The sequence below is a fragment of the Candidatus Eremiobacteraceae bacterium genome (genome assembly GCA_036511855.1).
GTDB lineage: Bacteria > Vulcanimicrobiota > Vulcanimicrobiia > Eremiobacterales > Eremiobacteraceae > JABCYQ01.
Genome location: DATCBN010000006.1, coordinates 25,120 through 37,079, shown reverse-complemented (window position 1 = coordinate 37,079; position 11,960 = coordinate 25,120). Strand labels below are relative to the sequence as shown.

Genomic DNA, 11,960 nt, shown 5'->3' with positions numbered 1-11,960 from the left:
GATCGCAGCCTTACGCTGCGCGGTCCACCGATCGAACTTCTCGGCTTCGGGTGACGGGAGTTGCTGCTGCTTGCGCATCTGACACCTTCCTAGCGATGCTTTCGCTAATAGGGTGTCCAGCTCCGGCGGGGGTCACTCCAGACCTTCTTTCATTGGCGCGCTAATCGCTTTTGGCGGCCGGCTTATTCCCTTTGGTGGTCCCGTACCCGCCCGAAAACACGGTAACGAAGTACAACCGAGATGGCACGCAGAACACCTCCCACGATTAGCTGACGGGGCTCATCCCACAGCCACCAATACTTGATAATTGCAACCTAAGATTGAAAGGGATTAGTCATGAAACATTTTCGGATTTTTTGGCCGGCACTGGCGGGAGTTGTTCTGCTCGCATCGTGCAGCGGAAGCGGTGGCATCGCCCCCATTTCGAGTAAGCCGGCAGCGGGTGGCGGAGCACTCCAGCCGGCTCCGGCGCTGTGGCAGTTCAGCCTAACGTCCCCAACATTCGACGAGATTTCCAATACCGCAAGTGGACCCATGCGGATCTACGTCACGAGCTATACCACCGGCAGCATAACGACGTATACCGGCAACGGATCACAGACCACTCCGACCATTACTGGGCTGAATAGTCCACACCTCGCGGCGGTTGACTTGTCCGGCAAGATCTACGTCGCGAACTCGGAAAACTATAGTGTGAATACCTATAAGAAGGATGGAACGCCGACCACCCCGACCATCACTGCAGGGATGAGTTATCCCGTCGGCGTGGCGGTCGATGCGGCCGGCAAGATTTACGTGTCGCAGTATTTCAGTAACAGCGTTACAACCTACACGAAGGACGGAATACAGACCACTCCAACGATCACCGCTGGGGTGAGCGTTCCCGCCGGGGTGGCGGTCGATAAGAATGGCAAGATCTACGTCACGAACCAGAGCAGCAACAGGGTGACAACCTACACGAAGAATGGAATACGGACCACTCCGACGATCACCGTCGGGATTAGCGGGCCGCAGGACGTGGCGGTCGACGGGAACGGCAAGATCTACGTCGCGAACAGTGCCAACGGCACCGTGACAACCTACACGAAAAACGGCACACAGACCACTCCCACGATCACTGCCGGGCTGAGCGGGCCCAACAGCCTGAAGGTCGACGGGAACGGTAAGATCTACGTCTCGAACAGTTACACCAACAGCATAACAACCTTCACAAAGAATGGAACACAGACCACTCCCACGATCACTGCAGGAATCAGCGGTGCCGCTGGTGTGGCGTTAGAACTTTTCACCACCACCATCGGGATCCGCCTCAACGGTGAAATTTCCTTCAACGATCCAAACTACGGGTTCGAGCTAGGCTACGCAGTCGGCACTCAATCGACCCAAACACAAACGATTAGTCTCAACATGGGCGAATTGGTTCTGTTTCAAAATGTCGACACACTTCCGCACTCGGCCGCCTTCCTCGGGAACGCGACTGCGAACAATGCTCCGTGGCCTGGATCGTTCAACGGTTCCACAACTCAATCGCCTGCCGGTACCGCCATCGGAACAACGGGATGGGCGACCGGTAGCCTTAATCCAAGCAAAAAGTCTCCCGTCTACGAGACTGGCTCGCCCGGTTTCTACATGATCGGTTGCCAGTATCACTACAATACGAACAAGATGCGAACGGTGATTGTCGTCCATTAGGGATCGATAGTTTTTCCAGGGGGAAGGCCACCGTATCATTGCGGTGGCCTCCTCGTTGTAGACAGCCGACGTGCGGCGAGTTGGCCCGTTCAGCACCCCCGATTTCTTATTCTCACTTCGAGCGCGACGACATCGCTTAGTCCCCACTTCAAGAGACTCTGTGTGACACGATGTGAGACGGTGTGGGAAGACGGCGCGGACCAGATGAAGGAACACAGGATTAGGGATTTACGGAGCGTCGCAGAGGCGGCGAACCAGTGCCCGGCCCGTATAACAACTCCCCATGACACCGGCTGCATGGCGCTTGGCGCTTTTGACATTGTGCGCGGTCACGGCGCTCGTCACCGTGGCGTCCGTTTTTGATACGCTTGGGGCTGGCGGCGCTCCGCCTTGGTACGGGTTATGCGGTGCATACTTCGGCGCGTCAGCGGAGCCATATCACGTCTCAGTCCTCGCGGTCGATCCCGGTGGCCCGGCCGATCGTGCTGGCCTTCATAACGGTGATCTCATCGACATAAGGCCGAACACGCTCTTCGAGCGGTTTGAAGAGATCTTTCAACCACTTAACGGCCGGCCGATCGCTCTTTCGGTTCGCCGGGACGCGCAGACGAAACACGTCACGCTCGTTCCCGGTCCGGTGCTTGATCCTGCGCGGCGCTGGACTATTGCTTTGGCGTATCTCGCCAATCTCTGGCTCTTGCTGTTCGCCGCGTTGATTGTGTGCCGCCGTACGTTGTGCCGAACAGTGCGCCACTTGCATCGGCAACCACGCCGGAATAGGGAAATGCGCCATCCCAAACTCCTGGCCCGGGGGGATTGTATTGAAAGCGATAAAGAATACTTTCTGTGTAGCTGTTCCCAGATGGCGTGAGCTTGAATACAGTACCGCAGCCAATACTGGTGCCGCATAATGGAAGGCCGTTGCCGCCCACATAGGTCGTGCCGTACAGCGCGCCAGTCGAATCGGCGATCAGACCCGCCATCGGACGTTGGCCGTCGGTTCCACCCCCGAAAGCGTAAAGGATACTCTCGACGTAGCCGGATCCCGATGGCGTAAGTTTGAACACGATACCGTATCCCAAGGCGTTGCCGTCGGCCGTCGTGCCGTAGAGAGCGCCGCTCGAATCTGCAATGAGGTTGCCCGTTGGATCCGACCCGTCATTTCCGCCCTGAAAACTGTAACGGACACGCTCATGCTCTGCATAGTTCTGCAGACCCAACTCAACGTACCCGATGCCGCGCTTTTCGCCCACTTTAGGCAGTTGGCCGGGCGAATTTGTCACGCGGTATAGTGATGCCCCGTATATTTGGGAGAACGAAATGTGTCCGGCGTGTCTGGCTCACGCGCGGTTGGGCCAGGGCGCAGTTAAATGAATTGTGTACGTGGACACTGTCTATCTTGACCTCGCTGGGGCAAGATGTCCGTTCTCGGACTTAATCTGACGCCGTGCGAGGCAAGAATTGCAAGGGCGCGCGTACGCAAGCAAACGACCGCCGCGAGGTGCGGCGATCGTTGCGTTGTGATGTCGTTGTCGCTAGCGAGTTGGAACGTGGCCTGGCGCGTGCTGGCGAAGGATTCCAGGCGCCGAGAGTCTGACGGCCGGGAGTCGGCCCGATTTGACCCCCGCCGCTCGCCCGATGATTCGGTAGTCAAACGAAAGCGTCGACTGGCCGCCTTGCGACTCGCGCACTTCGAAGCTAGCCGGCGACTTCGAAGCGATATAAAGCCCCTTGCTGTCGCCCATCGGCGTCAAGAATACATGGTAGCCGGACCGCATGTCTAACGTCCGTGCGAATGCCGGATCGAGTTGGACGATCCCGTGTCCATCCGTGATGCTGCCCGTGCCGACGTCGGACATTTCAGCGTCAGCCGATCGCGAGGCGTAGGACATGACATGTCGCCCGTCTTGGGTGACCACATCGCTATTGACGATGAACGCGGTCGCGTACATCGCGCCGCTCGCGACCGCGTTGCCCACATTATCGATATAGAAATCACCATTCGGACTGTACGCACCGAATGGAAATCCATCGGTCGATTCGGCCCGTGCAAAGAGCGTGTAACTGCCGTCGCTGTCGTTCTCGAAGGCGCCCCCCGTGCCGTTGGATGAGAAACCGTAGACGCCGGTGCCGAAGGATGAGAGACCGAAGACGCCTGCATTAATGGCGCCTCCGTCCGTCGAATCATCATGGCCATAGACGCCCGAGCGGCCAGGATGTGTCGTGCTATTGTTGTCGGTGCCGGAATCCATTCCGTTATGGTTGCTTGAGTAGGCTTGAACGCCATCGCCATTCGTCGAGGTCGAGAGGGTGGCGCTTCCGCCCGTCGACTGGGCGATGACGCCATTCCCGCTGCCTGCGACACCCTTGACGCCGGCACCCGAACCGGTGTTCTTGAACTGCTTGCAAGCACCCGACGTCGAGCACGTCGTGATGCTGAGCGCCTTGAGCATTGAATTGACGTCTTGAGCCGTAGCTGGATTGGAAGCGATGCTCGCGCCTACGATTGCGGACCCGACGACAAGCGCGGCAACGCGCAATACCAAACCATGGATCGATTTCATGTTTTTGCCTTCCCTCATAAAAAGACGCTGCCAGCCGACGCATATTCTGCGTCGACGTTAGCAGAATCATACCACGCAGCGTTCGCGCGGTGAAGTGACCAGGCTGGGGCCAAAGCCCCGCTGACTCCATCGCGCAGCTGGACTCCGCTCGGGTTTGCGTGCTAGAGCCAAGATAGCTTATCGATTACGGCACAGTGACGTTAACCGGGAACGAATTCTGTCTTGAATCCGCGACCGTGATTACTGCGGAACCTGCGCCGACCGCAGTTACCGTGAAGGCGTTGGGGCTGCCACCATTCAAGACAGACGCCACGGCATTATTTGACGACGACGCGCTCGCATTTTTTATACTTGAAGATCCGGACGGAAATCCGATTTACGTCGATCAACACGTATAATTGTCGCTACAGATGAACCGTGCATGAATGTGCCTCAGGTGGAGAACGCGTCGACGTCAGCGAAATAACAAATGATGACGACGATACCTCTTCAATCATCGGCGCCCGAGAGGGCGCTGTTGATTTTTAATAAGGTCCCGCAGATCGCGCTGATCTTCTGGGTGATCAAGATATTGTCCACAACCGTCGGCGAGACTGTCGCCGATTTCTTGAACGATCGGATGGGTTTCGGCCTCGGTAAGACGTCGCTGGTCATGAGCGCGCTCTTTCTCATCGCCCTCGTCATCCAACTCACTCGAAACCGGTACATCCCGGCCGTCTATTGGACGGTCGTGGTGTTGGTGAGCGTCGTCGGAACGCTGATCTCCGACAACTTGGTAGACAATTTGGGCATCAGCTTGCAGACGACAACGATTGCCTTCAGTATTGCGCTCGCGATCGTGTTCTTCACATGGTGGCAAAGCGAACAAAATCTGTCGGTGCATTCCATCCGCACGACGAAGCGGGAGCTATTCTACTGGGCTGCGATCCTCTTCACATTCGCCCTCGGAACGTCGGCAGGCGATCTTCTCGGGGAGGCTTCAGGCCTCGGCTACGGAGCGTCGGCGCTCGTGTTCGCCGCGCTTATCGCCATAACAGCGCTTGGCTACTACGTCTTCAAGATAGACGGCGTTCTCGCGTTTTGGATCGCATACGTCCTGACTCGCCCGCTCGGGGCGTCGATGGGCGACCTCCTATCGCAGACACCCCAGGATGGCGGCATCGGACTCGGAACCACTGCCACAAGTGCCATCTTCCTACTCGTGATAGCAAGCCTCGTGATTTATCTCACCATTACGCATAAGGATTTTATCGCCGAGCCCGACGACGTACGTGCGTGACGCGATCGCGAAGGGACGGCCCGATCTGCGCCGCCCCTTTGCCATCATAAGCCACTGCTCGCTCATTTAGCGATGTAGTGTGCAGAAGCGCCCCTCAATATTCTGGCTGCTTGACGTGAGATTCTGGACCGTGAGCCAATAGGTCACGGCTGTCGAGGATGTGCGTTGCGTGGCGACGTTTGTGAGCGAAACGGCCGGATTGCTGGAATTGATAGTGTCGTTCATGACCGTCCACACCGTCGTATCAGCCGGATTCCAGCCGAACGTGAAGAACTGCGCCGTCTGATTCGGGTTCAGCGTGAACGTGAATTGCACGCCGCATGGAACTTGGGCGTCGGGCTGAGGACGAACGGGTCCGGCGTTGATGGTCAACGGTCGTGGATTGTTGCTGATCGGCGCCGACAATGACGGTGCCGTTTGCATCGCAATGGCGGCGCCGACGGCCAGCAGAGCGCTGCCGAAGAGACCGACCCGCTTGATTTGATGTGACATGAGATAATTCTCCCTTCTCGATATGCAATTGGAGGAGCGCGCCACCAGCTTCGGCATGTGGTCCGCCCAAAGCGGTGCCTCACTCTCCACGACACGCTAACACGCCGCCGTGCCGCCGGCGTACGAATCGCAGACGGCAAACGTCCGGCCGTGGACCGACTCGTCCACGGAGACTTTATGCGACCCGCTTTCCTCTGCCACGAAACGAACAGAATGTTCGCGAACACGTGCGACATTGGAATCGAATTCGCGAGGAAGACCGTATGTTCAACGGCATCGATTCACGGCTTCTTGGATTGATCGTCGCCGGTGTCGTACTCGGCGTCGCCGAAGTCGGCTATCAGCTTGCGAAGCGATCGCGCGATGATGGCAAAGCGACGGCTTCCGCCGCCGGCATCCAAGCGCATACATGGCGCGAGCTTACAATGTATTCAACGCCGTTCGCACGGCGATAATCACGGACACGGATCACGTGATCAGCGGCGGCGGCATCCACGTCGGACCGCCCAAGAACATCGCAGCAGCCAACCCCGCCAGTCCAAGCTTTGATTTCTCGTTTGATTTGAGCCCGGCGACCGACTACGACGACCTTCTCGCAAAGATCCTCGTCAAAATGCTCGGCGGAGGTCGCGTGAAGTTCGACCCGAACAGAAACGAAGCATGGTCGAATCATCCGAACCCATGAGCCGCCGCAGAAGCACCGCGAAACCGGATGGTCCATGACGCTTGGAAGGGTGGCCGCCAGGTAGCCGACCCCGCATAAAGGTCGGCCCCACAGATGGGCAAGCGATGCTTGCCCTCCTACAGGGTCGGCCTTGCAGTGTTGGTCGTTTAGCGATGCATCGTGCAGAATCGTCCTTCGATGTTCTGGCTTGACGCCGTCAGGTTTTGGACCGTCAGCCAATAGGTCACAGCGGTCGAGGATGTGCGCTGCGTGGCGACGTTTGTGAGGGACACGATAGGACCGCTCGAATTGTTGGTATCGTTCATAACGGTCCACTGTATGAAATTGGCCGGATCCCAGCCAAATGTGAAGAATTGCGCTGTTTGATTCGGGTTCAACGTGAACGTGAATTGTACGCCGCACGGGACTTGCGAGTCCGGCATGACGCGAGCGGGACCCGCGTTGATGATCGTGGGCCGAGCGTAGACGGCCGGTTGGGCTGCAAGAGTCGGTGACGCCTGCATCGCCATGGTGGCGCCGACGGCCAACAAAGCAGAGCCGACGAATCCCAAACTCTTAATCCGAATTGACATGAGCTGCCTTACCTTTCTTAGTTGGTGGATGGAGCTTGCCTTCGATTCCATTGCGCGAACGCGTGGATCCGCCGGCTGACTCCTGAGTCAACGCTATCATGGGACCGTCCGGCTAGCGTCCGAGGATATTGAATTAACTCTTAATGATCGACAATTCGAACTCAAAATTCATTTATTGATTCGAGACATATTCCGTACGATCGCTTCACTAACTGCGCCAGTCCGGGCCGGCGGGAGGAGACGCATGGCGAAGCGCGGCAATCTACGGCGCATGAAAACTAATTCGTTAGTTTCGATGACCGCCATTGTGATCGCGCTCGCAATGCCGTGCGCCGCACTAGCAGACGGCTTGCCCCGTTTCACGCTTCCGCTGGTCGAACAAGCGCCGGCGATGCGGGGCGACATCGATGCGAGTTGGTCCACGGCCGCAAAGCTTTCGCTCGACTACGACTTCTCGTATCGTCGTGCCGCGACCGAGCCGACCTCTATCTACGCGGCGCAGGACGACGGCGCGCTCGACATCGGATTCGTCGTCACGCAACAGGAAAGCCTCACCGCTGCTCAGGAGACAAATGGACCGGGCGTCGACAACGACGACAACGTCACGGTCTACCTATTCCCCCAAGGCACTGGCGGCTTCGTCTATACCTTCAGCGCGAATCCGCGCGGCGCTCGCTACCAGACGTCGAGCGAAAACACCGCGTACTCGCCGCAATGGACTGCCGCGGCGAAAATCACGCCGACCGGCTATTCCGTGACCATGCGAATCCCGTTCAACTTGATGCGCACGGGCGGTTCCACCCAGTGGAGGGCCGAATTCACGCGGACCGCAGTCTCGACCGGCAGCACGGCGCTGTGGTCGTACCTGCCCGGTCAGCGCAGCATCGGCGATCCGTCGTACGCCGGCACGATGCTGGATGTGGCGAAGCGCGTGAAGTCTGCGATGGCGCCGGCGACGCCGAGACCGCGCCTCCAACTCTACGGACTTAGCGAGATGACGACGCCCAAACAAGGTGGCAGCACATCACGCGTGGGCGCGGACCTATCGCTTCCGGTCACGCCAACCGCATCGTTCGTGTCGACCCTCCACCCCGACTATTCCAACGTCGAAGTGGATCAGCAGACGATCGCCCCGAACGCGTTCCAACGCCAATTCGCCGAAGTGCGGCCTTTTTTCACGCAACTCACACAGTATTACAATGTTGCCATCGGCTGCATCAACTGTCCGACCAGCCTGTACACGCCGATAATCCCGACATTTCGCGACGGTTACGCGGTGGAGGGAACGCAAGGCCCGATTTCCTTCGGCTCGTACGATACCTCGGGTTTCGAGCGGAATGATCAGGCGAGCGCGCTCAATTACTTCGTGCGGGGACCTTCGTCTACGTATGGCGCGGACTTTCAGCAAGTCGGAGTGGACGCGCCGGGTTTTCACGATCGCGTCGACACGTTCACCACCGGCTACGTGAGCAAGAGATCGGACCTGTTCCTCTATGCCAACAATGGCCAGGATCGCGGCACCGACGTGACCGATCCGAGCTTGGCCAACTACTTTGAGATCGGGACCGGATACGCAAGCCCTCTCACAACCGCAGTCTTGTCGTACCAAGCGGTCGGCGCGCAATATTTGCCCGCGGATGGCTTTGTCGCACAATCGGATACCGCGGGCCTCGAGAGCAGCGTCACGCGGAATTGGAATTTCTCCCCATCAGCCCCGATCCGCGACGCCTCGTTCAACTGGTATTCCACGAACTTCCGCACTCACACGGGCGAACTTGCGCAGGTCAACGCAAGCCAGACGTTCACGGTTGACTTCCGCGATCAGATTCGCCTCAACGTGTTCATGGGCTCGGCGAATATCCTGACCACCTCCAATCAACTACTGCCGTTCAACACGAACGGCGAGTTCTTGGGTTACAAGTCCAACACGACGACGCCGACCTACGTGCAGAATCTTTCCGGCGCCTACTATCATGGAAGACTCGATAGCTGGACGTATGTCACCACGCAACCGATGGCACGCGACCTGCACATCACGCTCGAGTCCGACGAGAATCAATATGCGACGTCGTATCCGGGCGAACAATCCGGACGTCAGTGGCTCGAACGCGCGAGTCTCGACTGGCAGATAAGCCGCAATGCGTCGTTCGATCTAGGAGCGCGCCGGCTTATCGGGCCAAATCTTCCCGTTTCATTCGCGCCGCCGGATTTCACGCCGCTCAACGCGGCTAACATAAGCGTGGCGTTTCACATCTTGACCTCGAAGAACGAGTTCTACGCGGTCTACGGCGACCCGAACAGCTTGTCCACGAAGCCGGCGCTCTTCTTGAAGTGGATCCGGTATATCGGCGCGGAAAAGGGTGCTTGATATCGGCTCGCGCTCACGTCGCGGCCCGGTCGATGGCGGCGTATAAGACCCGCAAGTGCGGCATCGCGAAATCTCCGCTAAGTGCGCGGACGTCGGCCGCGAGCGCGCGCATCTCGAGCGCGGCATGTCGCGCGTGCCGGGCGAAATAGTGTTCGCCGCGTTCTGAGCCAAAAAGCCGGCACCAGTACTTGACCGCAAACGGCAGCGGCATCCAACAGAAAATCACGCGCAAAGGCAATGGCGCCGGGGCGGCGCCGTGCGCGTCGAGTGCGCTCCAGCCTTCGCGAACCGCCAAGATGATTTCACGCACGAGAGCGGGATCGGTGGAAAGGCGATGCGCGTCGCCCCCCGCCGTGTAGATCCCACCGCAGATCGCGGTCACGAACACTGCGTGGCGCTTCAACCAAGAGTCCATGTCGCCGACGAGCTCGACCCGAAAGCCGGCGCCCTTGAGAACGGCTGCGACGTCGGGCGCAATGGCCTCTATCGCCGTGGCTTGCTCCGCGACCTCGACATAATAGTCCACGCCATTTTCGATGCCACCGGCCGCCCCTGGAAACCCGAGCACCACTCGGTCGCGTCCGATTGCGGTGAAGAAAGCGTCCGAGCCGTTTGCGTGATTGACCATGAAGACGAACCGCTTGATTTCGTGCGCAGCCGCGCACGCGGGGAGCACGTCCATCAACTGCTCGCGGCGGACGGTGATAAAACAAAGATCGGCCGCCACGTTCGGCGTCAGCGCTTCAACGATAGGGAGTTTCATGGTATCGGTTCGACCGGAGAGCGCCTCTTCGACGACGGCTCCCTGGCTGCTCAGCTCGACCGCCCGCTTTCCCCTGGCGATCAGCGTGACGTCATGACCTGCGCGCGCGAGACGAACGCCGTAGAGCGTCCCTTGAACGCCCGCACCAAAGATTGCTATCTTCACACCCGGGTGTTTTGATTCTCGGCGCGGTCCTCATGCCAAGATGCAAAAAGGTGATCGTGCACGTGTTCGAGTGCAGTAAAGTGATTGAAATGCGCGAACGGTCGCTCGAACTCGCAATTCCTCATTTCAATTGCGGCCCGCTAAGGAGTTTGCCAATGCGTATTGCGCATACGTTAGTTGGAGTGCTTGCGGTCTTATTCTTGTGGCCGACGGGTCCCAGCATGGCGTCCAACGTTTGTTCTTGGGCGTCGTTCCCGATGTGGCCCGGTCATATTCCTAAAGACGGAGAAACTATCGGTTCAGTTACCGCCATCGGTCCAAACGATGTTTGGGCCGCCGGGGATGCGCTCTCTCCCGGCTTTGGGCATTGGGACGGCGTCCGATGGTCAATTTTACCTGTTCCCGGTTTCGATTATCTTGGGTTTGAGGAGTCGATATCGGCCACCGCCGACAACAACATTTGGGCAGTTGGGTGGGGAAGTCATCGTTTCTCGACCGGGCCTTACGCATTACATTTTGATGGATCTAGCTGGACTCAAGATTTTCTACCATTGGACCCGAGTTTGATTGAGCCGGCATTTGCGACGCACGTTCGAGCGTTCTCGGCTAATGATGTTTGGGCGATCGGATGGGGTTACACTCCGAGTGATACTATCGGGTCGTTTGTCGACCGGTGGAACGGCACTACCTGGAACTCAGTGAAGATACTTCCGCCGAAAGGCCCGAACGGGTTGGACGAGCTCATGATCTACGATGTCAGCGGCACGTCCGGATCGGACGTTTGGCTTCTTGGTTTCTATATCTTTCACAATCGTTCTCACGTATTTATCGAACATTTCGACGGAAATAAATGGTCTATCGTGCCCAATCCCGCTCAGCCCAATCCGCATCTTTATCACGACCCGGATCTAGCGGGTATTTACGCGAAATCTCCATCCAACGCTTGGGTTGTGGGGTCCTATTCCATTCCCGCAAACAACCCGAACGGCCAAATATCACTCACATACACAGCGCACTGGAATGGATCTATTTGGTCCTACGTTCCTAGTCCCAGCGTCGGCGCAAGACATCAAGACAATTATCTTACCGCTGTAAGTGGTTCCAGTACAAAGGATATCTGGGCAGTTGGATATGTCGTCAGCGGTGCCGCTTTACGTGGCCCTCTGGGTTTGCATTGGAATGGCATATCCTGGAATGCTGTCCAACGACCCGAAGAGATGGGAACCGGCATATATCGCGCCGTCGTGGACATCTCTCCAAAGGACGTGTGGGCCATCGGTGTTCAGACGACTAGCAGCGGCACTTCCGGCCTGTTGCAGTCGGCGTTTTGGTGCACGCCGACAACGCGGTAAAACGCGTGAGCTCAGCGGCGGTGCTGCG

At 58.0% G+C, this 11,960-nt stretch carries 11 protein-coding genes; 6 read left to right on the top strand and 5 right to left on the bottom strand.

The genetic code is table 11. The annotated features are described in order from the left end of the window. Nucleotides 1-336 precede the first annotated feature (336 nt). Entirely contained in the window at nt 337-1,692 is a 1,356-nt protein-coding gene (locus VII69_01240) for an NHL repeat-containing protein (GenBank protein HEY5093722.1), read from the top strand. A gap of 662 nt (nt 1,693-2,354) precedes the next feature. On the opposite strand, the gene VII69_01235 is transcribed toward VII69_01240, so the two are convergent. Beyond that, a complete protein-coding gene (locus tag VII69_01235) occupies nt 2,355-2,975 on the bottom strand; it encodes a choice-of-anchor tandem repeat GloVer-containing protein (GenBank protein HEY5093721.1) in 621 nt (206 codons plus the stop codon). Nucleotides 2,976-3,227: 252 nt separating this feature from the next. Then, a complete protein-coding gene (locus tag VII69_01230) occupies nt 3,228-4,256 on the bottom strand; it encodes a hypothetical protein (protein HEY5093720.1) in 1,029 nt (342 codons plus the stop codon). Between the two features lie 236 nt (nt 4,257-4,492). Here VII69_01230 and VII69_01225 point away from each other — a divergent pair, with 236 nt between their 5' ends. Both VII69_01225 and VII69_01220 read left to right on the top strand, forming a co-directional pair. Next, a complete protein-coding gene (locus tag VII69_01225) occupies nt 4,493-4,654 on the top strand; it encodes a hypothetical protein (protein ID HEY5093719.1) in 162 nt (53 codons plus the stop codon). A gap of 119 nt (nt 4,655-4,773) precedes the next feature. Next, complete coding sequence (locus VII69_01220; GenBank protein HEY5093718.1) at nt 4,774-5,535, top strand: hypothetical protein; 762 nt, start codon at nt 4,774-4,776, stop codon at nt 5,533-5,535. A gap of 66 nt (nt 5,536-5,601) precedes the next feature. On the opposite strand, the gene VII69_01215 is transcribed toward VII69_01220, so the two are convergent. Beyond that, complete coding sequence (locus VII69_01215; protein ID HEY5093717.1) at nt 5,602-6,027, bottom strand: hypothetical protein; 426 nt, start codon at nt 6,025-6,027, stop codon at nt 5,602-5,604. 409 nt (nt 6,028-6,436) lie between these two features. Here VII69_01215 and VII69_01210 point away from each other — a divergent pair, with 409 nt between their 5' ends. Then, nucleotides 6,437-6,712, top strand: coding sequence for a hypothetical protein (locus tag VII69_01210; protein HEY5093716.1), 276 nt, complete (start codon nt 6,437-6,439; stop codon nt 6,710-6,712). Nucleotides 6,713-6,858: 146 nt separating this feature from the next. Here VII69_01210 and VII69_01205 read toward each other — a convergent pair whose 3' ends face one another. Next, nucleotides 6,859-7,284 carry a hypothetical protein gene (locus tag VII69_01205; GenBank protein HEY5093715.1) on the bottom strand — a complete coding sequence of 142 codons (426 nt, stop codon included), beginning with the start codon at nt 7,282-7,284 and terminating at the stop codon, nt 6,859-6,861. A gap of 244 nt (nt 7,285-7,528) precedes the next feature. Between VII69_01205 and VII69_01200 the strand changes: the two genes are divergently transcribed. After that, nucleotides 7,529-9,652 carry a hypothetical protein gene (locus VII69_01200; GenBank protein ID HEY5093714.1) on the top strand — a complete coding sequence of 708 codons (2,124 nt, stop codon included), beginning with the start codon at nt 7,529-7,531 and terminating at the stop codon, nt 9,650-9,652. Between the two features lie 13 nt (nt 9,653-9,665). On the opposite strand, the gene VII69_01195 is transcribed toward VII69_01200, so the two are convergent. Further along, nucleotides 9,666-10,580: a 2-dehydropantoate 2-reductase N-terminal domain-containing protein gene (locus VII69_01195; GenBank protein ID HEY5093713.1), complete on the bottom strand. Its 915-nt coding sequence runs from the start codon at nt 10,578-10,580 to the stop codon at nt 9,666-9,668. A 50-nt stretch (nt 10,581-10,630) separates the two neighbouring features. Between VII69_01195 and VII69_01190 the strand changes: the two genes are divergently transcribed. Continuing rightward, the gene (locus tag VII69_01190) at nt 10,631-11,932 is read left to right on the top strand and encodes a hypothetical protein (GenBank protein HEY5093712.1); all 1,302 of its coding nucleotides are present in this window, start codon (nt 10,631-10,633) and stop codon (nt 11,930-11,932) included. Nucleotides 11,933-11,960: the final 28 nt, after the last annotated feature.

Excerpts from the sequence above, each read along its gene's own strand:
- VII69_01210 (HEY5093716.1), top strand. The coding sequence starts at position 6,437 with ATGGCGCGAGCTTACAATGTATTCAACGCCGTTCGCACGGCGATAATC.
- VII69_01230 (HEY5093720.1), bottom strand. The coding sequence starts at position 4,256 with ATGAAATCGATCCATGGTTTGGTATTGCGCGTTGCCGCGCTTGTCGTC.
- VII69_01240 (HEY5093722.1), top strand. The coding sequence starts at position 337 with ATGAAACATTTTCGGATTTTTTGGCCGGCACTGGCGGGAGTTGTTCTG.
- VII69_01200 (HEY5093714.1), top strand. The coding sequence starts at position 7,529 with ATGGCGAAGCGCGGCAATCTACGGCGCATGAAAACTAATTCGTTAGTT.
- VII69_01205 (HEY5093715.1), bottom strand. The coding sequence starts at position 7,284 with ATGTCAATTCGGATTAAGAGTTTGGGATTCGTCGGCTCTGCTTTGTTG.
- VII69_01215 (HEY5093717.1), bottom strand. The coding sequence starts at position 6,027 with ATGTCACATCAAATCAAGCGGGTCGGTCTCTTCGGCAGCGCTCTGCTG.